The 20,392-nt window shown below is 66.4% G+C and carries 19 protein-coding genes, 1 tRNA gene and 1 pseudogene; 11 read left to right on the forward strand and 10 right to left on the reverse strand.

Going from position 1 to position 20,392, the window contains the following annotated elements:
• Nucleotides 1-21: 21 nt before the first annotated feature.
• The gene (locus tag E6C64_RS00105) at nucleotides 22-1,008 is read right to left on the reverse strand and encodes a LacI family DNA-binding transcriptional regulator (protein WP_136425604.1); all 987 of its coding nucleotides are present in this window, start codon (nucleotides 1,006-1,008) and stop codon (nucleotides 22-24) included.
• 157 nt (nucleotides 1,009-1,165) lie between these two features.
• Here E6C64_RS00105 and E6C64_RS00110 point away from each other — a divergent pair, with 157 nt between their 5' ends.
• The 3 genes from E6C64_RS00110 (at nucleotide 1,166) to E6C64_RS00120 (ending at nucleotide 7,370) form a co-directional block, all read left to right on the forward strand.
• Nucleotides 1,166-2,518 (forward strand): MFS transporter, encoded by a 1,353-nt coding sequence (locus E6C64_RS00110; RefSeq protein WP_136425605.1) that lies wholly within the window; start codon nucleotides 1,166-1,168, stop codon nucleotides 2,516-2,518.
• Between the two features lie 92 nt (nucleotides 2,519-2,610).
• Nucleotides 2,611-5,121, forward strand: coding sequence for a glycoside hydrolase family 78 protein (locus E6C64_RS00115; RefSeq protein ID WP_136425606.1), 2,511 nt, complete (start codon nucleotides 2,611-2,613; stop codon nucleotides 5,119-5,121).
• Nucleotides 5,121-7,370 (forward strand): glycoside hydrolase family 3 C-terminal domain-containing protein, encoded by a 2,250-nt coding sequence (locus E6C64_RS00120; RefSeq protein ID WP_136425607.1) that lies wholly within the window; start codon nucleotides 5,121-5,123, stop codon nucleotides 7,368-7,370. The genes E6C64_RS00115 and E6C64_RS00120 overlap by 1 nt, the downstream gene beginning before the upstream one ends.
• Before the next feature lie 221 nt (nucleotides 7,371-7,591).
• Here the strand turns inward: E6C64_RS00120 and E6C64_RS00125 are convergent, their stop codons facing one another.
• Complete coding sequence (locus tag E6C64_RS00125; protein WP_136425608.1) at nucleotides 7,592-8,464, reverse strand: helix-turn-helix transcriptional regulator; 873 nt, start codon at nucleotides 8,462-8,464, stop codon at nucleotides 7,592-7,594.
• A gap of 145 nt (nucleotides 8,465-8,609) precedes the next feature.
• Between E6C64_RS00125 and E6C64_RS00130 the strand changes: the two are divergent.
• The 3 genes and pseudogenes from E6C64_RS00130 (at nucleotide 8,610) to E6C64_RS00140 (ending at nucleotide 11,192) form a co-directional block, all read left to right on the forward strand.
• A pseudogene (locus E6C64_RS00130) lies at nucleotides 8,610-9,448 on the forward strand (SDR family oxidoreductase).
• Nucleotides 9,449-9,471: 23 nt separating this feature from the next.
• Entirely contained in the window at nucleotides 9,472-10,452 is a 981-nt protein-coding gene (locus tag E6C64_RS00135; RefSeq protein WP_136425609.1) for an aldo/keto reductase, read from the forward strand.
• Between the two features lie 380 nt (nucleotides 10,453-10,832).
• A complete protein-coding gene (locus tag E6C64_RS00140) occupies nucleotides 10,833-11,192 on the forward strand; it encodes a DsrE family protein (protein WP_136425610.1) in 360 nt (119 codons plus the stop codon).
• Between the two features lie 291 nt (nucleotides 11,193-11,483).
• Here the strand turns inward: E6C64_RS00140 and E6C64_RS00145 are convergent, their stop codons facing one another.
• Nucleotides 11,484-12,377, reverse strand: a complete 894-nt coding sequence (locus tag E6C64_RS00145; RefSeq protein WP_136425611.1) for a helix-turn-helix transcriptional regulator — start codon at nucleotides 12,375-12,377, stop codon at nucleotides 11,484-11,486.
• A gap of 140 nt (nucleotides 12,378-12,517) precedes the next feature.
• Here E6C64_RS00145 and E6C64_RS00150 point away from each other — a divergent pair, with 140 nt between their 5' ends.
• The 3 genes from E6C64_RS00150 to E6C64_RS18825 all read left to right on the forward strand — a co-directional run bounded on the left by E6C64_RS00150 (nucleotide 12,518) and on the right by E6C64_RS18825 (nucleotide 14,296).
• Nucleotides 12,518-13,204 carry an EthD domain-containing protein gene (locus E6C64_RS00150; RefSeq protein ID WP_136425612.1) on the forward strand — a complete coding sequence of 229 codons (687 nt, stop codon included), beginning with the start codon at nucleotides 12,518-12,520 and terminating at the stop codon, nucleotides 13,202-13,204.
• A gap of 44 nt (nucleotides 13,205-13,248) precedes the next feature.
• Nucleotides 13,249-14,082, forward strand: a complete 834-nt coding sequence (locus tag E6C64_RS00155) for an SDR family NAD(P)-dependent oxidoreductase (protein ID WP_136425613.1) — start codon at nucleotides 13,249-13,251, stop codon at nucleotides 14,080-14,082.
• Nucleotides 14,083-14,158: 76 nt separating this feature from the next.
• A complete protein-coding gene (locus E6C64_RS18825; protein ID WP_158437677.1) occupies nucleotides 14,159-14,296 on the forward strand; it encodes a hypothetical protein in 138 nt (45 codons plus the stop codon).
• A gap of 352 nt (nucleotides 14,297-14,648) precedes the next feature.
• Here E6C64_RS18825 and E6C64_RS18830 read toward each other — a convergent pair.
• The 4 genes from E6C64_RS18830 to efeU all read right to left on the reverse strand — a co-directional run bounded on the left by E6C64_RS18830 (nucleotide 14,649) and on the right by efeU (nucleotide 16,465).
• Nucleotides 14,649-14,768 (reverse strand) — tRNA-Met (locus E6C64_RS18830).
• A gap of 110 nt (nucleotides 14,769-14,878) precedes the next feature.
• On the reverse strand, nucleotides 14,879-15,175 hold the full coding sequence (locus E6C64_RS00160) for a HigA family addiction module antitoxin (protein WP_199240916.1): 297 nt from the start codon (nucleotides 15,173-15,175) through the stop codon (nucleotides 14,879-14,881).
• A gap of 25 nt (nucleotides 15,176-15,200) precedes the next feature.
• The gene (locus tag E6C64_RS00165; RefSeq protein ID WP_438941824.1) at nucleotides 15,201-15,491 is read right to left on the reverse strand and encodes a type II toxin-antitoxin system RelE/ParE family toxin; all 291 of its coding nucleotides are present in this window, start codon (nucleotides 15,489-15,491) and stop codon (nucleotides 15,201-15,203) included.
• Between the two features lie 125 nt (nucleotides 15,492-15,616).
• A complete protein-coding gene (efeU, locus tag E6C64_RS00170) occupies nucleotides 15,617-16,465 on the reverse strand; it encodes an iron uptake transporter permease EfeU (protein ID WP_136425616.1) in 849 nt (282 codons plus the stop codon).
• A gap of 343 nt (nucleotides 16,466-16,808) precedes the next feature.
• Between efeU and E6C64_RS00175 the strand changes: the two genes are divergently transcribed.
• A complete protein-coding gene (locus E6C64_RS00175) occupies nucleotides 16,809-17,444 on the forward strand; it encodes a phosphatase PAP2 family protein (protein ID WP_233255377.1) in 636 nt (211 codons plus the stop codon).
• Between the two features lies 1 nt (nucleotide 17,445).
• On the opposite strand, the gene E6C64_RS00180 is transcribed toward E6C64_RS00175, so the two are convergent.
• The 3 genes from E6C64_RS00180 to E6C64_RS00190 all read right to left on the reverse strand — a co-directional run bounded on the left by E6C64_RS00180 (nucleotide 17,446) and on the right by E6C64_RS00190 (nucleotide 19,408).
• Entirely contained in the window at nucleotides 17,446-17,733 is a 288-nt protein-coding gene (locus E6C64_RS00180) for a hypothetical protein (RefSeq protein WP_136425618.1), read from the reverse strand.
• Between the two features lie 65 nt (nucleotides 17,734-17,798).
• Nucleotides 17,799-18,731 carry a sensor histidine kinase gene (locus E6C64_RS00185; protein WP_136425619.1) on the reverse strand — a complete coding sequence of 311 codons (933 nt, stop codon included), beginning with the start codon at nucleotides 18,729-18,731 and terminating at the stop codon, nucleotides 17,799-17,801.
• A complete protein-coding gene (locus tag E6C64_RS00190; RefSeq protein ID WP_136425620.1) occupies nucleotides 18,728-19,408 on the reverse strand; it encodes a response regulator transcription factor in 681 nt (226 codons plus the stop codon). Before E6C64_RS00190 ends, E6C64_RS00185 begins: the two co-directional genes overlap by 4 nt.
• Nucleotides 19,409-19,833: 425 nt before the next feature.
• Here E6C64_RS00190 and E6C64_RS00195 point away from each other — a divergent pair, with 425 nt between their 5' ends.
• Complete coding sequence (locus E6C64_RS00195; RefSeq protein ID WP_136425621.1) at nucleotides 19,834-20,292, forward strand: hypothetical protein; 459 nt, start codon at nucleotides 19,834-19,836, stop codon at nucleotides 20,290-20,292.
• Nucleotides 20,293-20,392 lie beyond the last annotated feature (100 nt).

Consider the following 20,392-nt stretch of genomic DNA (forward strand, 5'->3'; position numbering starts at 1 on the left):
GACGGGTACCAGGGGTGCAAATCAGGTGGTCTCTCGGACGGTCAGCGAGAGCTGCGGGCTCGACTCGGCATTCGGCGCAGGGGAGCCGTTGGCGGCGCTGAGCGCGAGGTCGGCGAAGTATCGACCGAGGCCGACATCGTCCAGATGGACCGTTGTGATCGACGGGACGAAGATCCGGGAGATCGGGGCGTCGTCATGACCGATGACGGCCAGCTGCCTGGGTATCTCGATGCCCTGCCTGATGGCGGCTCCGGTCACCAGAGCGGCGATGTCGTCGTTGTAGGCCACGACGGCATCGACACCCTCCCGTGCCCAGCGCAGGACCAGCTCAGCAACGTTCTCCGGGTTGACAGCGTGCTCCGGCAGGACGCCAGCGTCGTGCTCCGCAACGGTTGCGGCGGCAAGTGCATAGCGGGAGGAGGTGAGTGATTCCAGGCGGGGATCGGCCGAGGTCGCGTAGACGAGGTTGCGGCGGCCCCGCTCCAGCAGGTGCTCGACCTGGAGGCGGGGTCCGGCGCTCACCGGCGCCTCCGGCTCGGCTGCCGCACTGGATGGGTCGGGGATGATCGCGGTGACGCCCGCGGCCCGGATGTCGTCGAAGGTGTCCTGATCGAAGTGGAGCATGCCCATCACCACGTCGGGTTGAAGCGTCTCCCAGAGCGGCCGGGCGTTGCCCCCGCGGTGCGAGGTCATGGTGACGAGGGAGTACCCCGCCTCGTCGAGGAAGTTCGATGCCTCATCGACGTGACGGCTCATGCTGTATTCCATCGGCCAGTCGGGGAGTACGAGCAGGATGATTCGGGTCCGTCCCCGTGCGAGAGCCTGTGCTGCGAGATGAGGTCGGTAGCCCAGTCGGCGCGCTGCGGCGAAGACCCTGTCCCGTGTCCCCGCGGAGATGGTCTGTCCCGGGGTGGCGTTCATCACGAAGCCGACTGTGGCGCGAGATACGCCGACCTCGCGTGCGATATCCGCTGCTGTGACGCGTCGGGTGGCTGGGGAGCCGGACATATTGCCTCCGAGTCGGATGGTATCGCTTTCGCGCTCTAGTGCACTAGCGAAAGCTAGTGCGTGGCTGGCTTGCGCGCGCTAGCGCCGCCCGGTTAGTGTCGCTCCAGCTAGCCCGCTCTAGCACCAGGTCTGCCCCCATAACGACAATGGAGTCCTCATGACGAACCTCCCCGGCGACGTCCCCGCCGCTGCAGTGACACCCCCTAGCCCTCAGCCGACAGCAGCCGTCCCCGGGATCGTGACGGAGAACGTCGCCGAGTCCACGCCACCCACCGAGACCAAGGTGGGCGCCCGCTACATCTGGCTGATGGTGCTCGCCCAGTTCGGCGTGTTCGTCGCATTCATCACCCCGATCGCCATCTCGCTGGCAATCCGGGTCGGCCAGCTGGAGCCTGACCATCAGGAGTACCTGGGCTACATCACCGGCGCCGGCGCGCTGGTGGTCGTGATCGTCGGCCCGATCGCCGGCATCCTCTCGGACCGCACCCGCACACGCATCGGGCGGCGCCGACCCTGGCTCATCGGCGGGACGGTCCTCGGTGTGATCTCTCTCATCGTCATGGCCTCCGCCCCCAACATCTGGCTGCTCGGCGCAGGCTGGATCCTCGCCCAGATGGGCTGGGGTCAGGCGTTGGCCAACCTCCAGATCTCCACGGCCGACCGCCTCCCCGAATCGCAGCGCGGCGAGGTCGCCGGCCTCGTCGGCTTCGCTACCCAGATCGCCCCGGTCTTCGGTGTCGTCATCGCCGGATCTCTCACCAGCCAGAACCTTCTGCTCTTCCTGGTGCCCGGCGCGGTCGGCGTGATCCTTGTCGGGCTGTTCGTCCTTCTGGTGCATGAGGACGACAGCCGAGGACGAGTGTTCGACACCGTGCTCGGAGTGAAGGCCGTGTTCGCGAAGTACCTGTACAACCCCAAGAGCTACCCGGACTTCTCCATCAACTGGCTCGGAAGGTTCCTCTTTTACTTCGGCCTGACCTTGAACACCACATTCACCGCCTTCTTCTTCGCCCAGAAGCTCGGCATCACCGTCGAAGCCGTCGCGGGTGTGATCGCACTCGTCGGTGGCGCGGGCATCCTCGCCACCACGCTGGGTGCGATCGGCGGCGGGTTCCTCTCCGACAGGCTTCGGCAGCGACGCCTGTTCGTCCTCGCCGCGGGCATCATCTTCGGCGCGGGTGCCATCACCATGGCGCTGGCCCCCGACGTCACCTTCCTCGTCGTCGGATCGCTTCTCGGCTCCGTCGGCATCGGCGCCTTCGCCGCCGTCGATCAGGCGCTGCTGCTCGACGTGCTCCCGGAGCGCGAGACCGACGCGGGTCGATTCATGGGCATCACCGGCTTCGCCACCTCTATCCCGCAGGCGGTCGCGCCGTTCATCGCGCCGGTCTTCCTCGCGATCGGTGCCGTGAGCTCGACGGATAAGAACTACACGCTGCTCTACATCATCGCCGCGGCCTGCACCGTCGCTGGCGGCTTGGTCGTGCTGCGCATCAAGTCGGTCCGCTGACGAGGGCCGCTGTGCGCGTCCTCGCAACGGCGCGCGTCAGCGGCCAGGCGGCCCGAACCCCAGACCGATACCCCGATCCCAACGAGGACCCCATGCCGAGCACCAACGCCCTCTTCATCACCCCCCTCACCTCTACCGGTGCCGAGGATGAGCCGGCCGCCTACTTCCGCAAGGCTTTCACCCTCTCGGACCAGCCGGTGAAGGCGACGCTGCGAAGCACGGCACTAGGACTCATCGAGCCGCACCTCAACGGCAACGCCGTCGGAGATGAGGTGCTCGCACCAGGTTGGACCTCCTACCGGCACCGCCTGTCGGTGAGCTCGCACGACGTCACCGATCAGGTGGTCCTCGGGGAGAACGTCGTCGGTGCCATCGTCGGGGAAGGCTGGGCTCTGGGGCGCCTGGGATGGGAGGAGAAGCGCAACCACTTCGCCGATCGGCCGGCCGCCTGGCTGCACCTCGACATCGAGTACACCGATGGCCGCATCGAGACGATCATCAGTGACCTCGATTTCCGCGCAGGCACCGGTGGAGTACGGGCGAACAGCATCTACGACGGGGAGGACTTCAACGCTCAGCTGGAGCCCGTCGGGTGGGACGCCCCGGGCTTCGACGACAGCGAATGGGCAGCCGTCGAAGCGGTCGAGTGGCCAGAAGCGTCGCTGATCGAGCCGACGGCGCCGCCGATCCGGCGCGTCGAGGAGCTGACACCCGTCGAGATACTGACGACTCCGAGTGGCAAGACCGTCCTGGACTTCGGACAGAACATCTCGGGCTGGGTTCGCATCGCTGTCACCGGCGAAGCAGGCACCACCATCACCCTCCGTCACGCCGAACTGATGATCGCGGGGGAGGCGGACTTCGAGACGAGTCGTACCGCCCGCGCCACCGACACCTACACAATGCGCGGCGCGACCGATGCCGGCGGGGCCGCGCAGTCGGAGACGTGGGAGCCCAGGTTCACCTTCCACGGGTTCCGCTACGTCCAGGTCGACGGATGGCCGGGGGAGCTCACTGCCGACTCGCTCACGGCCATCGTCGTCCACTCCGACATGCCCCGAACAGGCTGGCTCACCACCTCGGACCCGTTGATCAATCAGCTGCACTCGAACTCCGTCTGGTCGATGCGGGGCAACTTCGTTGGTCTCCCCACCGACTGCCCGCAACGGGACGAGCGACTCGGCTGGACCGGCGACATCAACGCCTTCGCCCCCACCGCCGCGTTCCTCTACGACGTCCGCGGCGTCCTCGGATCGTGGCTGCAAGACCTCGCCGCCGAGCAGGTGGAGAAGGGCTACGTGCCCTGGGTCGTCCCCAACATGCTCTCCACCCCTTCCAGCCCGACCGCGCTGTGGAGCGATGTCGCGGTCAGCCTGCCCTGGGCGATGTACCAGGAGTACGGCGACCTCGACATCCTCGCCAGCAGCTACACCTCCATGGCAACCTTCATCCGCCAGGTCGAAGGCCTGCTCGACGAGACGGGCCTGTGGAGCAGCGGCTTCCAGTACGGCGACTGGCTCGACCCGGACGCACCAGCCGACAACCCCGCCGGCGGCAAGACCGACCGCCACCTCGTCGCCTCCGCCTACCTCTGCAAGACCACCCGCGAAATGGCACAGACCGCCGCGCTGCTCGGACACGAGGACGACGCCACCCACTTCGCCGCCCTCGCCGATCGCGTTCGCGCCGCGTTCCGACGCGAATACGTCTCCGAATCGGGCCGGGTGATGAACGAGACGGCCACCGCCTATGCGCTGGCGATCGCCTTCGACATCCTCGACAGCGACCAACGGGCGAAAGCCGGAAACCGTCTGGCGGAGCTGGTTGCGAAGGCCGGGTACAAGATCGCCACCGGATTCGCCGGCACACCCTTGGTCACCGACGCGCTCACCAGGACCGGCCACCTCGACACCGCCTACCTCCTGCTCATGGAGACGCAAGCCCCGTCTTTCCTCTACCCCGTCACGATGGGTGCCACCACCATCTGGGAGCGGTGGGACTCCGTCCTGCCCGACGGCACCCTGAACTCGACCGGGATGACGTCGCTGAACCACTACGCGCTGGGCGCGGTCTCCGATTGGATGCATCGCGTCATCGGCGGCCTCAGCCGGCTGGAGCCGGGCTACCGCCGCATGCGCATCGCACCACAGCCCGGGGGCGGCCTGACCTCCGCCCACCTCACCCACCAGACCGTGCACGGCTTGGCTGACGTTGAATGGCGGATCGAGGAAGGCGAGGTCGCGCTCGACGTCACCATCCCCGACGGAACCACCGCGCTCGTCGAACTTCCCCTGCACCCAAGGGGCTCAGTCGTCGAGATAGCGGCCGGCAGTCACTCCTGGCGGTACGCGCTCCCTCAGGGCTGGGGTGAGACGGTGCTGTACACGATGGACACCACACTGAAGGAACTCGCCAGCGACCCGGTCGTCTGGCGCGCTGTCACTGACGCCTTCCAGAAGCACTTCCCAGGCATTCCACTCGACGGCTCCGCCCCAGAAGCTGCCGCGATGTCGCTGAACATCGTCATGCAGTACATCCCCGGCGCACCCGCCGATCTCGAAGCCGATCTCCGTTCGGCGCTGACCCCTGAAGGAGCACGCTGATGCCCGACTTCGACATCACGACCCTGACCCTGGAACAGAAGGCGTCGCTGCTCTCGGGTCGCGACTTCTGGAGCACCAAGCCGCTCCTGGAAGCAGGCATCCCGTCGATCGTGCTCACCGACGGACCGCATGGCGTGCGCATGCAGAACGGCGTCAGCGACCACCTCGGCATCAACGACAGCCTGCCCGCCACCTGCTTCCCGCCCGCTGTCGCCATCGGCTCCTCCTGGAACCCTGCGGCCGCAGAGCGCCTCGGCGAGGCCGTCGGACGAGAAGCCCGCGCGCTCGGTGTTGCTGTTCTGCTCGGGCCGGGCATCAATATCAAGCGGTCCCCGCTCTGCGGCCGGAACTTCGAGTACTACTCCGAGGACCCTCTGCTTTCGGGCGTGCTCGGTGCCGCTCACGTCCGCGGTCAGCAGAGCCAGGGCGTGGGCGCCTCGGTGAAGCACTACGCCGCGAACAATCAGGAGACCGAGCGGATGCGAGTGAGCGCCGACGTCGACGAGCGCGCTCTTCGAGAGCTCTACCTGCCCGCCTTCGAGCGCGTCGTCACCGAGGCCAAGCCGGCCACCGTCATGTGCGCGTACAACAAGATCAACGGCGTGTACGCGTCCGAGAACGCCTGGCTGCTCACGGATGTCCTGCGCCGAGAGTGGGGCTTCAGTGGTGCGGTCATCTCGGACTGGGGAGCTGTAAGCAACCGAGTTGCAGCCCTCGGCGCCGGCCTCGACCTGGAGATGCCCGGATCAGGTGGAGCAACCGACCAGGAGATCGTCGACGCTGTCCGCCGCGGCGACCTTGACGAGGCACTCGTCGACCACGCGGTGCAGCGCGTCCTCGCTCTGGCCGCCCACGCACCTGACCCGACGCAGGCCTTCGACGTCGACGCTCACCATGCGCTGGCCAGGGAGCTTGCCGCAGAGAGCGCGGTGCTGCTGAAGAACGACAACGCCGCGCTGCCCATCGATGATGTGACGACCATCGCCGTCGTCGGCGGGCTGGCAGCCACGCCCCGTTTCCAGGGCGGCGGCAGTTCGCACATCAACGCCACCCGCACGGACGCGGCACTGGACGCCATCAAAGCTCTGGCCGCGCAGCGCAACCAGTCCGTGAGCTTCGCAGCCGGTTACGCCATAGACGGTTCCATCGAGCCGAACGCGCTTCGCGCCGAAGCGGTCGAGGCCGCCGCGGCCGCGGACATCACTGTGGTCTTCGCCGGGCTGGGGGAGAAGGAGGAGTCCGAAGGATTCGACCGCACCTCGCTCCACCTGCCGGCCGACCAGGTCGAGCTCATCCGCGCAGTCGCTGCAGCCTCCGCCCGCACCGTTGTCGTGCTCAGCAACGGCGGCGTCGTCTCCCTCGAAGGCTGGCACGACGACGTCGACGCGATCCTGGAAGGCTTCCTCCTCGGTCAGGCCGGCGGCTCCGCCATCGCCGACCTCCTCTTCGGCGTCGCGAACCCCTCCGGCCACCTCGCCGAGACCATCCCCCTCCGGCTCCAAGACACCCCCAGCTACCTCAACTTCCCCGGCGAGCAGGGGCATGTCCGCTACGGCGAAGGCGTCATGATCGGATACCGCCACTACGAGACCGTCGAGGCACCCGTCCGCTACCCGTTCGGCCACGGGCTCAGCTACACGACCTTCCAGACGAGCGACTTCTCCGTCGAGCTAACCGGCGACGACACCGCCACCGCAGCTGTCACCGTCACGAACACGGGGGCGGTCGCGGGCAGTCACGTCGTGCAGCTCTACGTCGGCACCGACGCGGGGCCGGTCCGCCGCCCGATCCGGGAGCTCCGCGCGTTCACCAAGATCGCCCTCGCCTCCGGGGAGTCACGCACCGTAACCCTCGACCTGCCCCGACGTGCCTTCGCATACTGGGACACTCCACTCGGTCAGTGGGTCGTCGCGCCAGGGCAGTACCGAGTCGAGGTCGGCGAGGACTCGTCGACGATCATCGCCGAGCAGGAGATCACGCTCACCGGCGACGTCATCATCCCGGTGCTCTCCCTCGAATCGACCGTCGGCGACTGGTTCGCGCACCCCATCGCCGGACCGGCCCTGCTTCAGGGCATGGCCGCCGCGATGACGGACCAACAGCGCGCGCAGGCCGCCGACCAGCAAGATCAGCTCCGGATGGTCGAGTCGATGCCGATGAAGCAGTTCCTCGCGTTCACCGGCGACATCATCCCGATCACCGCATTGGAGCAACTCATCGAGGCCTCCAAGGCCGCCCAGCCCGCGTAGGAAGATGCCAACTGCTAGGACGCGGCCCGCCGCCAACACTCGAAGCGATCACGTCGCCCCCAATGCGCACCCGGCCCGAAGCCGGCGCGTCGCACTGCTACGACCACTACGGCGGTGGTGGAGCGCCTAGCGCCCGCGGAGGCCTGAACGTCGCATCCATCTCCCGGCTGATGTCTCCTGGATCTGCCCGACATTCGTGCCCTATGTGACGCGGCGTGCAGCTAGGAGACGACCGGTTGGTCCGAGGTCTCTGCGACGTTGGCGAGCAGCTGTAGCCGCTCGTGCGAGGGCGATCCGGGTTCTGCGGAGAATACGATCATCTGAAGCCCGCGGTCCGCCGAGACGTCCAGCGCTTGGAACGTGAGGTCGAGGTCGCCGACGACCGGATGGTGGACAGGCTTGAGGCCTATGCGGTGTTCACGCACATCGTGCGAACCCCACAGCTTCCGGAACAGGTCGCTGCGGGTGGACAGCTCGCCGACGAGGTCGCTGAGTTGTCGGTCGTAGGGGGATCGGCCGGCTTCAGCGCGCAGCACTGCAACGATCTGCCGGGTTTGCGCGTCCCAGTTCCGGTAGAAGGTCTGAGCGCGTTGGTCGAGAAAGATGAAGCGGGCCGCATTGGCCGGTTGCGGTGAGCCGTCGAGCATCTCTGAGAACAGTGCGGCACCCAGCCGGTTGGTGGCGACGGCGTCGAGACGGCCGTTCTGCACGAAGACCGGCACTGTCGACATCGCGTCGATGGTCTGCCTCAGGTCTGAGGTGAGTTGAGTCTTCCGGACAGTCTGTGCACGGCGCTGTGGATGGACGCCGTCGTTCGCCGCGCGGATCAACTGGTGCAGATGTGCGCGCTCGGCTTCGTCCAGTTGGAGCGCTCGGCTCACGCCGTCGATGACCGCTTCCGATACTCCAACAGCGTTGCCGCGCTCTAGGCGCTTGTAGTACTCCGCGCTCATCCCTGCGACGATGGCGACTTCCTCGCGCCGCAACCCGGGCACACGGCGACGGCCGCCGTAGTCGGGCAGACCCACCTGTGCGGGAGTGAGTTTCGCGCGCCGAGTGGTGAGGAACTGGCTGATCGCGTCCGAGGTGTTCATTCCTTCGAAAGTACGCCGCTGTAGCAGCGGTGAAGGGTCCCTGTCAGGGCACCCGTAGACAGGGCCACGCTAACCGGAGGGGACAAGCGTTGACTCTCACCATCAGCCGCCGACCGGGCGGACTGTATGCGAGGAAGGCGTTGTCATGGCAAGCAAGGTGTGGTTCATCACCGGAGCGGGACGAGGGCTTGGCGTCGACATCGCCCGATCCGCGCTCGCAGCTGGACAGTCGGTTGTCGCCACCGGCCGAGACGCCGCCCGCGTGGAGACCGCGATCGGAGCGCATCAGAACCTCCTCACCGTCGCACTGGACATCACCGACCCCGCGGCGGCGGAGGATGCTGCCGCAGCAGCGGTGGACCGCTTCGGCCGGATCGATGTGCTCGTCAACAACGCGGGCAACTTCTATGCCGGCGCCTTCGAGACCATCAGCCCCGACCAGTTCCGCGCTCAGATGGAGACCAACTTCTTCGGCCCGCTGAACGTCACACGCGCCATCCTCCCGTCATGCGCGACCAGCGCTCCGGGAAGGTGATCACTGTGACCTCGACGGCGGGGCTCGTTGGTGGTGAATTCACCTCGGCCTATGCGGCGTCCAAGTTCGCCCTCGAAGGGTGGATGGAATCGCTCCGCTTCGACGTCGAGCCGTTCGGGATCGCGACCATGGCGGTCGAGCCGGGCTTCTTCCGTACCGAGCTCCTAGTCGAGGGTGCCTCCACGATCTGGCCCGAGCTCGACATCCCCGACTACGCCGAGCGCACGGCGCGGACCATAGAAATCTGGAAGGGGATGAACGGCCAGCAAGGCGGTGACCCCCGCAAGCTCGGTCAGGCCATCGTCACTGTCTCCGACATCGAGCCGTTGCCGCTGCGCTTCATTGCCGGCGCCGACGCCATGGGCGCAGTCGAGCAGAACCTCACCACCATCCAGAAGCAGATCGACGCGAACCGCGAGCTGTCCGCATCCCTCTCCCACGACGCCTGAACTACCTGCGAAAGGACATCACGATGAAGAACGCACACCTCGGGAACCTCCCGGTATCCCGCATCGGCCTCGGCGCCATGACCATGGCCGGCACCTACACAACAGGCGGAGGCCTCGACGACGGCGAGTCCATCCGCACCATTCACCGCGCCCTCGACCTTGGGGTCACCCACATCGACACTGCCGAGGTCTACGGCCCCTACCTCAGCGAAGAGATCGTGGGCAAGGCCATACGCGACCGCCGCGATCAGGTGAAAGTCGCCACCAAGTTCGGACTCGTCTCACACTCCGGCGCCGGTCCCGGCGTCGTCGACAGCACCCCCGAGAACATCCGGACCGCCGTCGAAGGTTCCCTTCGGCGACTCCGGACCGACCACATCGACCTCTACTACCAACACCGCGTCGACCCGAACACTCCCATCGAGGAAACCGCGGGTGCCGTCGCCGGGCTGATCGCCGAGGGCAAGGTGCTGCATTTCGGCCTCTCCGAGGCCTCCGCGCGCACCATCCGCCGCGCGCACGCCGTGCAACCGGTCACCGCGCTCCAGACGGAATACTCCCTCTGGACCCGCGACGTGGAATCCGAGATCCTTCCCGTGCTCCGCGAGCTCGGCATCGGATTCGTCCCGTACTCACCCCTCGGCCATGGCCTGCTCACCGGGCAGATTCGCTCCGCAGCCGACATCCCTGACGATGACTGGCGCAAGACCAACCCGAGGTTCGTCGGCGAGAACTTCACCCGCAACCTCCGCCTCGCCGACGAGGTCCGAGCGATCGGCGCCGAAATCGGAGCGACCCCCGCGCAGACCGCACTCGCCTGGATCCTCACACGTGGAGACGACATCGCCCCAATCCCAGGAACGCGCCGAGTCGAGCGGGTCGAGGAGAACACCGCCGCCGACCGCGTCGAACTCATCGATGACCAGATCGCTCGCCTCACTGCGCTGGAGCCCGCAGCCGGCGAACGACACGACGACACCAACATGGCCTCCATCGACCGATGACGCTCTCGCCCCGACCAGTCTCCAACCTGCATCACAGGCTAGGGCTCGTCGCACACGATGCTCCCCGGCCAGCCAGCCGGGGGCTCGTCGCGTCCCGGGCGCAGCCCCCTGCCATTGGCCTCCCCGGGTCAGCGCTACCGCGTCGGGGATGTCCCGCAGGCGGGACGGCAACGGCTAGCGCCGGTGTCCAGATGAACGTCCCAGACCGCCCGCGCCCTGACCTATGAGTGTCCCGGGTCGTCGAGGTGCATCCGATTGGGAACGGGTCAGTTGCCGGCCATGATCGCTCCGACTGAGCGCCTGCTGACCGGCCGTTACAGTGAGGCGGACGCTGCCGAACGGGCAGCCGACTACGCCGAAGTCGTCAGAAGGAGATCACGATGACCAACCCCAAGACCGTTGTGCACATCTTTCACGATGACCCCGACTCGCTCCGTACAGGTACCCGCGCCGCGCAACGCATCCACGAAGTCGCGCATGAGCGTGGCGTCGACATAGAGGTCTTCTGCTTCGGGCCGGCGCAACGTCAGCTCACGGGCACCGACGACGAAACAACCGCGGTCTTCAACGCTCAGATCGACGCGCTCATCGCCGATGGCGTACGAGTGGGAGCGTGCGTGAACTCCGCCCAAGCGGACGGAGCCGAGGACGCGTTGCTGGCCCGCGGGCTGCTCTTGAGCGTCGCCCGTGACGAGTTCGTCCGGTTCACTCTTGAGAGCGCCACAGTCATCGCGTTCTGACCGTCCGCACTACGGAGCCCCGTCGCACGTTCAGGCCATCGGCCGTGGATCATTCGGCAGCGCCCGATATTCCCGCCAAGCTGCCAACCGCTCCGCCCGACCGCCCTGCGGGTGCTCGGCGTGCCAGGCCCGCGTGAACGCGGGCCAGCGCTACCGCACGCGGATGTCCCGCAGGCGGGACGGGAACGGCTAGCGCCGTGTCCGTCGCGGTGTCCCGGCGGCCCTCTGCTCGTGTCCGGTCGTATCTACCGATGTCCTGGCGGCGATGTCTCGGGCAGTGTCCTGGCGAGGCTAGCTGTCCTGTGCCATCCGCGCGGACGTCGTGTCGGTGTTGCTGGCGGTGACCGGTGTGATGGTCCAGCTGGCGAGGAGCTTGAGTGCTTGGGCCGAGGTGGAGTGGGGTTCGGCGGTGTAGGTGACGAGGTTCTGTTCGAGGTCGTCGCCGACATACAGGGATTCGAAGCCGACGGTGATCTCGCCGACGATGGGGTGGTTGAAGTGCTTGGTGCCGGTGGTGTGCCGACGGACGTTGTGATCGGCCCACCATGCGCGGAAGTGCGGGCTGCGGACGGACAGCTCGCCGATGAGTTCGTTGAGCTGCCGGTCGTCTGGATGCCGTCCCGCCGAGTACCGCAGCATCCCGACGCAGTCCCGGCCGGAGCGTTCCCAGTTCTGGAACAGTTCCGGGGCCTGCGGGTCGAGGAAGACGAACCGGGCCATGTTCCTCGGCCGTCCCGGCTCCTGACCGAATCCGAGGTAGAGGGCTTCGCCGAGCGGGTTGGTGGCGAGGATGTCCATGCGTCGGCCCTGGATCATCGCCGGGACATCACTCATAGCGTCCAGCAACCTGAGCAGCCCAGGTCGGACTCGTTGGGTCGGCGTCGCTGGTCGGGTGCCGATGCGGGTCGGGGAGGGCTTGGCGATGTCGAACAGGTGCGCCCGTTCGGTGTCGTCCAGTTGGAGGGCGCGGGCGATGGCGTCGAGGACGGATTCGGTGACGCCGGTGGTGCGGCCCCGTTCGAGGCGGGTGTAGTAGTCGGCGCTGACCCCGGCCAGCTGCGCGACCTCTTCGCGGCGCAGCCCGGCGACTCGTCGGGTGCCGTAGCTGACGATGCCGGCCTGCTCAGGTGTCAGCCGGGCGCGGCGTGTGGCGAGGAACTCCCGCACCTCATCCCGCTTCTCCATGCCATCAACGGTACGCCGCACCCACCGCGGTTGAGGGGGTCTGTCAGACCCTGGGTGACCTGAGCACTGGTACGCCCACAGGTGCGGTCGTGGAATGGGAGGGCGGTCGACGCTACCGGTCGGCCAGAAGGAGCCCCGCAGTGATCAAGTTCTTCGCCCTCATCCCGCGCCAGGAGTCCGTCCCGGTGCAGGAGTTCCACGACCACTGGCGCCACCCGCACGCCAGCATGGGCCGACCCATCCCGAGCATGGTCAGCTACGTCCAGTCCCACCACATCCCCTCCGACCTGTTCGGGCAGGACCAGACTCGGTACGAAGGCATCGCCGAGACCGAGTTCGACACGCTCGACGACGCGTTGGCGTTCGGCAGCGAGCCGCAGTACGTCGACTTCGTCCAGCCCGACGAGCCGAACTTCGTCGGCGAAGGCCTGGAATGGCTCTACTCCAAGCCCGAGGTGATCGTCCCGCGCAAGCGCGCCCAGGACGGCGCCTCCTACGCCGACGTCATCTGGTCACCGCTGGACCGGCCGTTCTCGATCAAGATGCTCCAGTTCATCCACCGCGACGGCAACCCCGACTGGGCAGAGGAGGATGACGCGGAACTTGGCAACCGGATCGGTGCGTTCCGGCACGTCCGCGACCACGTCTCCGCAGAAGCGCACCCGGACGGTGCGACATGGCTCGGCGCCCGGGAACTGTGGTGGCCCACCCTCACCGCATTCCGCACCGGAGTTGCCGCCAACCGGGCCGCATTCGACGAGCTCATCGCACGCGGCGGAGCAGGCGCGCTCAGCCTCCTCGTGCAGTCCGAGCGCTACCTGCGCTGATACCCGACTCTCTGACCCACCGAAGCACCTTCGAAAGGAACACCATGCCTGAGCAGAAGACCTGGTTCATCACCGGCGCGAACCGCGGCCTCGGCGCCGCCATCGCCACCGCAGCACTCAACGCCGGCCACCGCGTCGCAGCCACCGCCCGCAACCCCGAAACCGTCACCGCCGCCCTCGGCGATTCACCGAACCTCCTCGCCCTGCCGCTCGACATCACCGACGACGCACAGGCGGACGCCGCAGTCGCAGCCGCTGTCGACCGGTTCGGGAGCATCGACGTGCTGGTCAACAACGCCGGCTACGGCCAGCTCGGAGTGTTCGAGGAGACCTCGATGAGCCTGATCCGCAAGCAGTTCGACACCAACACCTTCGGCACCATGAACATCACCCGCGCAGCGCTCCCAACCATGCGCGCACAGGGCGCCGGGCACATCTTCACCATCACCTCCATCTCCGGCACCGTCGGAGTGGTCGGCAGCGGCACCTACAGCGCGTCCAAGTTCGCCGTCGAAGGGTGGATGGAATCCCTCGCCCTCGAACTGGCACCGTTCGGCATCTCCGCCACAATCGTCGAACCCGGCTACTTCAAGACCGACTTCCTCGACACCAGCTCCGTCGCCTACGGAGATATCGTGGTCGACGCCTACGCCGAGGAATCAGCCCAGTTCCGCCGCTCACAGGACGAGATGAACCACCAGCAGGTCGGCGACCCAGCCAAGCTCGCCGCCGCGCTGCTCACCCTTGCCGAAATCGACACCCCGCCGTTGCGCTTCACCGCTGGAGCTGACGCCGTCCACGTCGTCGGCGAGATCGTCCTGCCCAAGCGGCAGAGCGACCTCGACACCTGGCGCGACCTGTCAAGCTCCCTCGCATGACCGCCAGGCAAAAGGTCTTCGCCCACAGGACATCAATCTCGAACGACGGAGAATCTCCGTTGTTCAGAACGCCGTCTTGGTCAAGGGCGAGGTGATCATCGGCACGCCGAAGACGCACAAGCGTCGTTTCGTGCCATTTCCGGCCTTCCTTGTGCCGGCACTCGCTGCAGCGCTGGCAGGGCGCGAAGGTGAGGACTTCGTTTCGCCGGTTTGAGAGGCAGGCCGCGCATCACGCCCTCGGCTCAACCGCACTCTTGGTACAACCGTTCGCTGGCTGCGGCGGGGCTCCCGGGAATGACCATTCACGATCCGCGATACACGGCCGCTTCACTCGCGATCGCGGCTGGCGCGAACGTCAAACGGTGCAAAAGATGCTCGGTCATGCGTCCGCAGCGATGACGCTGGACGTCTAGGCAGACCTCTTTGACGACGATCTTGACGCGGCTGCGACCCGTCTCGATCAGGCGGCTCGTTCTGCAAGTGTGGTGAAGATGTGGTCAGACGGAGGTTCGGGACCCTCAGAAAAGTTGCTCAAAGGCCTTCAGATCCGCATGATTGCGGGCTTGTAGGGCGGACGGGACTTGAACCCGTGACCGATGGATTATGAGTCCAGTGCTCGAGTCGGCTGATCAGAGGCGTCTTTTTCAATTACAGAAGCCCGGAATTACGCGGAAGTTGAGCTCCCTCGATGTGCCTGAATCACCCTTGTTTTCCGCGAAGTGTTGTCAAATTGTTGTCACGGATCGAGTCCTGGACTGTGATGTTGTAAGGCGTTCGTGGAGACACCGTCAGCGAGTCAGCTGGCAACGAGCGGCTTTATCCGCTCGAGCTCGGCCTGGTGCAGTTCGCGCTGGACTTCGAGGTCGTAGTGCGACTGCAGATTCATCCAGAAGCGTTCGGAGGTACCAAGCGCCTTCGAGAGACGTAGCGCGGTATCCGGGCTGACGTTTCGCGTGCCGCGGATGATTTCCCCGATGCGAGTCGCGGGCACATCGATCGTCTTCGCGAGCCGGTACTTGGTGATGCCAAGGGGACCAAGGAACTCCTCGGCGAGAATCTCGCCGGGGTGGATCGGTGCGTGTGCGGTGTCCATGGCCTTCTTTCTGCGGTTGCCTCGACTAGTGATAGTCGACGAGTTCGACATTCTCGGCTCCTGCTTCTGTCCAGATGAAGCAGATGCGCCACTGGTCATTCACGCGGATGCTGTGCTGACCGGAGCGGTCGCCTTTGAGCTGCTCAAGTCGATTGCCGGGCGGAATCCGGAGATCCTGCAGGTTCTCAGCGGCGTCGAGAAGAAGCAGCTTCCGGTTGGCGCCGCGTTGGAGTTCAGGGCTCAGGGCGGCGATCCGTTGACGCAACCAGATCCGCTCGGTGTCGCGGTCAGCGAATGAGCGGATCACGACGGTCATAGTACCGCACGCCGTTATTACTGTCCAGCGTAACTACATCGGGTCGTTTCTCCCGGTCGCCACCCCATAACAGGCGCGTCCTTGCTGAAGTCTTCGTCTGTCCCCGGTCACTCGGCGTCTGGACGTCAGGATGCGACGGCGGTGGATGTGGACGGTTGGAGAGCGGCCTTCCTGCCCACCCCACTGGCCCGGAGGAAAAGCGTGAGTACGATGCCGAGGTAGGCGCCCCAGCCGACCGTCTGCAACCACGTCGGCTCCGCATTGAAGTTGAAGATGCCGGAGAGCAGACTGCCATACCAGCTGGTGGGTGGGATGACACCGGCGACGCTGAACGCGGCTTGGCCGTTGCCCGGCACGAGTCCTGCGCCCTGGAGCTCGCCCAGGCCGTAGGACAGCACGCCCGCTGCGACGAGCACCAGGAAGAGTCCAGTCCAGAAGAAGAATCGGCGCAGATCGATCCGCATCGCACCGCGGTAGATCAGATAGGCGAGTGCGGCTGCGACGGCCAGCCCGCCGATGGCGCCGGCGGTGCCGAGCAGGGTGTTGGTCTCCGATTTCGCTGCCGCCCAGAGGAACAGAGCAGTCTCGATGCTCTCGCGACCGACAGCGACCACGCCGAGTAAGACCAGCCCGCGTGCGTCGCCACTGAGGGCCTTATCCAGCGCCCCGTGCAGTTCGCCCTTGAGCTCACGGGCGTTGCGAGCCATCCAGAAGATCATCCAGGTGACGAGGCCAACGGCGAGCACCGAGAGAACTCCGCCGATACCCTCCTGACCTTGAGAGCTCAATCCGTACGGGCCCCAGGTGAGGATCGCGCCGACCGCGAGGGCGAGCGCGATGGCGATCCCGATACCCAGCCAGAGCTTCGGCAGCACATCCCGCCGGGAGACCCGATTGATGTAGGCGATGAGGATGCCGACGACGAGGCCGATCTCGAGGCCCTCACGGAGGCCGATGAGGAAGTTGGCGAGCACGGTTGTCCTTCGTCGGGCGGCGGGTTGGTAAGGCGAACCTAACCGCAATCAGTGACCCCCGATCGTCGATCCCGGCGTTCATGAAAGTTCCCTCAGATTCCACCGTCGGTTCGCAGACCTCGTCGACGGCGGCGGAGCACGGGCGCCCGCTGGGCCGTCGTCGGTATGCGTGGGAACGCCGCGATCACTCCGGAGTCTCGACGCCGACGGCGCATCTTGTGAGTACTCTCACCCCCAACGAGTGTTGGTCTCATGGGCCTGTCGAGCTCGCTTCATAGCGTTGCTGTCCATCGAAAGGACACGACGTATGGTTCCAATCGGACGCGAGATCCACCCGCGAGCGGTGTCCGCTGCCTCTCTCGCGATCCTGTTCGTCATCGCCTCGGGGGTGGCCATCCGTTTCGTCGCGGCGGGCGGTGCCATCGGTCCGGATCAGTCTTGGCACGACCTGATGGCCACCCTCCGTACCCAGTTCGCTGACTCGCTGGCGCGCGTGCTGAACGCGGTCGGCGGTACGCTCGATGTGACGACCGTGGTGGTCGTCCTGGCGATCGTCTTGCTCGCGCGACGTGAGTGGCGCGTGGGGGTTTCGCTCGTCGCGAGCATCCTCATCTCGCTCATCGCCTTCAACGCACTCAAGGCGGTGGTGGGTCGCGCGCGGCCCCTGGACGCCCTGGTGGCGGCGGGCGGTGACTCGTTCCCGTCCGGCCACAGCACAATGGCCGCCGCGCTGGCCGTCGGCATCGCGCTCATCGTCCGCAGAGTGTGGGTGTGGGTGTTGGCGATCGTCTGGGGTGTGCTGATGGCGTGGAGCCGCACCTATCTGCTGGTGCATTGGCTCTCTGACACCGTTGCCGGCGTTGTGCTCGGCGCTTCGATCTCGGTAGTGGTCTTCTGGTCGGTGCATCGCATAAGCAGAGGCGGCCGAATGGAACGGCCCGCGCACTCGTTTGAGCACGCGGGCCATTCTGGCCCGTGAGTCAGCCTGCGGGCGTGGCGGGGGTGTCGTCGGCGGTTTCGCCGTCCGCGGTGCCGTCCTCGATGCCTTGATCGTCGGCCGTTTCGCCGTCGGCCGTACCATCTTCGATGCCTTGATCGTCGGCGGTCTCGCCGTCGGCGGTGCCGTCTTCCACGGCTCCGGTGGTCGAGACCGTGTTGGTCGTGCTGACGGATGATGCCTGAGCGGGCAGTCCGATCGCGAGCCCACCGGCAACGGCGGCCATGATCGCGACGCTCGAGCCGACGATGATGCGCTGTCGCTTCGTCATGATTGGGTCCTTTCTCTGTGCGGCGGGATGCCGCTCATCTTCAAGCTAGGAAGTGCCCCGTGAGATCAACGTGAGAGAGGGAACAGCACGCCGACGCTCGTCCCGGCTCCGACGGTCGACTCGATCGTGAGCCGCGCGTGATGAAGGTCGGCTATCTGACGGACAATGGCCAGTCCGAGCCCATTCCCGTCCGATGCGCGCGAGGAGTCCGCTCTCCAGAACCGTTCCGTCGCGTGGGTGATCTCGGACGCCCTCATGCCGATGCCGGTGTCCGTGACGGTCAGTGCCACCCCGTTGGGTCGGCGAGCTATGCGAACACGGATGGGACTGACTGCGGGGGAGTAGCGGGCCGCATTCGATAGCAGGTTGAGCAGCAGGCGATCGAGCAGGCCCGGAAGACCCTCGACAGTGGCCGTGTCATCCACCTCCGCAATGACTCGTTGGGCGACATCCGGCAGGAGTGAGACGCACCGATCGAGCACGGCGGAGAGGCGGACCGGCGTCCGATCCGCGCTGATCTCGCGATCCGACTGAGACAGCACGAGCAGATCGGACAGCGTCTGCTCCAGCACAGTGGTGGCCACGAGGGAGCGGCGAATGGCGTCCACGTACTCGTCGGGAGCCCGCTGGCGATGGACGGCGAGTTCCAGCTGAGCGCGGATAGCGGTCAGGGGCGTGCGGAGTTCATGCGACGCGTCGTCGACGAAGCGCTCCTGTGCCTCGAAGCTGCGCCGGACCGGCCTCAGGACCATTCCTGCTAGCAGCCAACTCGTGACAGGTGCGATCAGCAGCAGGGCAAGGCAGGCCCACACCAGCCCGGATCTCAGGACGGCGAACCCGGCCTCGGCGGATGCGCCGACGCCGCTCTCCGCGGGGCCGTCGAAGTCGAATGCGATGGTGACGTAGCCGTAGACCGCGAAGGCGAAAGCGACGGCGAGCGTGAGCTGTGCCGTTGCGAAGACGACTGCGAGTCGACGCCGTGCGCGGCGGAGGATCAATGGGAGGCGGCGATCGAGTAGCCGCTGCCGCGGTGGGTGGTGATCGGGTCCGACCGTCCCGGGACGGCGAGTTTCCGACGCAGATAGCGGACGTAGGTCGGGACGACGTTGCTGTACCCCTCGTAGGCGCTGTCCCAGGCGTGATCGATCAGCTCCGAGGAGCTGACGATGCGACCCTGGTTTCGGACCAGGTAATCAAGCACGGCGAACTCTTTGGCCGTGAGCTCGATCCGACGACCGTCGCGCTGGACGCTCCGGGTGGCGGGGTCGAGCACTAGGTCCGCCGCTCGCAGCATCGGGGGCTGCGCTATGGGTGAGCGGCGGAGCAGCGCCCGAACCCGGGCGAGCAGCTCGTCGATATGGAACGGCTTCGTCAGGTAGTCGTCGGCGCCCGCATCCAAGCCCCGCACCTTAGAGGTATGAGAGTCGATCGCCGTCAGCATGATCACCGGCACCGAAGCAGAGATCTCACGGATGCGCTGGCACAACTCGAAGCCCCCGCCTCGCAAACCCGGCAACCGCAGGTCGAGGACGACGAGGTCCGGCTCATCGATCTCGAAGGCGTACAGGGCAGCAGCGGCATCGGCCTCGCGGTCGACTGCATAACTCGCCTCGCGGAGAGCCTGGACGATCGAGCGCGCGATCGCATCGTCGTCTTCCACCACCAGCACACGCACGAAAACGCCTCCTCCGACGAAGTGTGTCGGGCCGCTCTTGGAATGCGCCCGTATGGCCTCGATGGCGACTGAGGATCCTCACAGCCTCGGATTGACGGGCGCTCGAACTGAAACAACGCGGCTGCGTCGCTCACGCTCGGGTCGGTGGAATGGGCTCGAATCGCGATTGTCATCGTGGTGCTCGTCCGGATCCCCGCGGCTCTCCGCAGTCTGTTCGGGCGGTAGTGAACCCAAGTCATTGACCGGCAAGAACACGGACATAGCGAACTGCGAGGTCTCTTCAGCCTCCTGTCTGCCTCGGGCCCGGGCGCCTGAACGTCCATTCAGGGATGGCGTCGCTGGGTCGAATTCATAGGCCGTCGATAAGGGCCCCGCTCACCGTGGCCTCACCCGCAGACGGCGGGCACAACAGGCAAGGAGCAATCATGAAGAAGACGAACAAGCTCGGACTGGCCGGTATAGGCCTCGCCGGCGTCATCGCGGTCGGAGCGCTGACCGCCGCGGCGCTGCCCGCCCAGGCCGAGAGCACGACGTCGCCGACGACTTCCACCTCGACGACGGCGCCGGATCCGAGCCAGGGCGGGCACACCGCCAACGGCATCACGGAGGCCATCCTCACTGGCGATATCGCGACCAAGGTCCAGGCCGTGGTCGAGGCTGCATACCCGGGCGCGACGATCGAGCGCATGGAGAACGACGCCGAAGGCGCCACCTATGAAGCGCACATCGTGCAGGCCGACGGCACCAATGCGACGGTCAAGCTCGATGCCTCATTCGCGATCACCGGCACGGAGTCGGGACACGGCGGCGGTCATGACGACGTCAACGACAGTGCCGACGACGCCGAGACCAACGACGACGACAGCGGATCAGCGACTAGCTAACCGTCCCATCCGATCCCGCCGAGCGCAGGTGCGACCGGCGGGATCGGATGCTTTCTGAAGGGTTGTTCACCTACTAGGCGGACCTCAAGGGTCAGCTCTC

It is taken from the genome of Naasia lichenicola, from assembly GCF_004801885.1.
GTDB lineage: Bacteria > Actinomycetota > Actinomycetes > Actinomycetales > Microbacteriaceae > Naasia > Naasia lichenicola.

What these genes read in the sequence shown, in the direction of transcription:
- E6C64_RS00195 (WP_136425621.1), top strand. Translation starts at nt 19,834, where the DNA reads ATGAAGAAGACGAACAAGCTCGGACTGGCCGGTATAGGCCTCGCCGGC.
- E6C64_RS00140 (WP_136425610.1), top strand. Translation starts at nt 10,833, where the DNA reads ATGACCAACCCCAAGACCGTTGTGCACATCTTTCACGATGACCCCGAC.
- E6C64_RS00125 (WP_136425608.1), bottom strand. Translation starts at nt 8,464, where the DNA reads ATGAACACCTCGGACGCGATCAGCCAGTTCCTCACCACTCGGCGCGCG.
- E6C64_RS00155 (WP_136425613.1), top strand. Translation starts at nt 13,249, where the DNA reads ATGCCTGAGCAGAAGACCTGGTTCATCACCGGCGCGAACCGCGGCCTC.
- E6C64_RS00120 (WP_136425607.1), top strand. Translation starts at nt 5,121, where the DNA reads ATGCCCGACTTCGACATCACGACCCTGACCCTGGAACAGAAGGCGTCG.
- E6C64_RS00165 (WP_438941824.1), bottom strand. Translation starts at nt 15,491, where the DNA reads ATGACCGTCGTGATCCGCTCATTCGCTGACCGCGACACCGAGCGGATC.
- E6C64_RS00135 (WP_136425609.1), top strand. Translation starts at nt 9,472, where the DNA reads ATGAAGAACGCACACCTCGGGAACCTCCCGGTATCCCGCATCGGCCTC.
- E6C64_RS00180 (WP_136425618.1), bottom strand. Translation starts at nt 17,733, where the DNA reads ATGACGAAGCGACAGCGCATCATCGTCGGCTCGAGCGTCGCGATCATG.
- E6C64_RS00145 (WP_136425611.1), bottom strand. Translation starts at nt 12,377, where the DNA reads ATGGAGAAGCGGGATGAGGTGCGGGAGTTCCTCGCCACACGCCGCGCC.
- E6C64_RS00110 (WP_136425605.1), top strand. Translation starts at nt 1,166, where the DNA reads ATGACGAACCTCCCCGGCGACGTCCCCGCCGCTGCAGTGACACCCCCT.
- E6C64_RS00115 (WP_136425606.1), top strand. Translation starts at nt 2,611, where the DNA reads ATGCCGAGCACCAACGCCCTCTTCATCACCCCCCTCACCTCTACCGGT.
- E6C64_RS00105 (WP_136425604.1), bottom strand. Translation starts at nt 1,008, where the DNA reads ATGTCCGGCTCCCCAGCCACCCGACGCGTCACAGCAGCGGATATCGCA.
- E6C64_RS00160 (WP_199240916.1), bottom strand. Translation starts at nt 15,175, where the DNA reads ATGGACACCGCACACGCACCGATCCACCCCGGCGAGATTCTCGCCGAG.